The organism is Bacillus sp. SIMBA_154, from assembly GCF_046536015.1.
GTDB lineage: Bacteria > Bacillota > Bacilli > Bacillales > Bacillaceae > Bacillus > Bacillus pumilus_P.
This window is the reverse complement of sequence record NZ_JAWJBV010000182.1, coordinates 1-282: the sequence shown is the minus strand read 5'-3', so window position 1 is coordinate 282 and position 282 is coordinate 1. Positions and strand designations below refer to the sequence as shown.

Below are 282 nucleotides of genomic sequence, written 5' to 3'. Positions count from 1 at the left end.
ATAGTTCATTCTCGTCGTTTTTTCGAGCGACATTTGAGCTCTCCCCTTTGTTAAGTCAAATCCCTTTACAAAAACTTAGTTTACATGGTTTCAGAGCGTGTGTCAAGTTTTTATCTTGTCAAAGCATGATGCTCTTTTTACATAATAAGTTTTTTTAAAAAAATTCATATAGACCGTCGTTAAAATACTCGAATTCTTGTTTTGATACACGATAGCGGCAATAGCCTTCATAAAAAGCATTGAGGCATGCTTCATTTGTGATAAAATGACTGATCGCTAATG

1 pseudogene is annotated in these 282 nt (G+C 34.0%); it reads right to left on the bottom strand.

The features are described 5' to 3' along the window. Positions 1-154: 154 nt before the first annotated feature. Positions 155-282 (bottom strand): annotated as a pseudogene (locus tag R0K30_RS21655) (aminoglycoside phosphotransferase family protein); the annotation flags it as partial.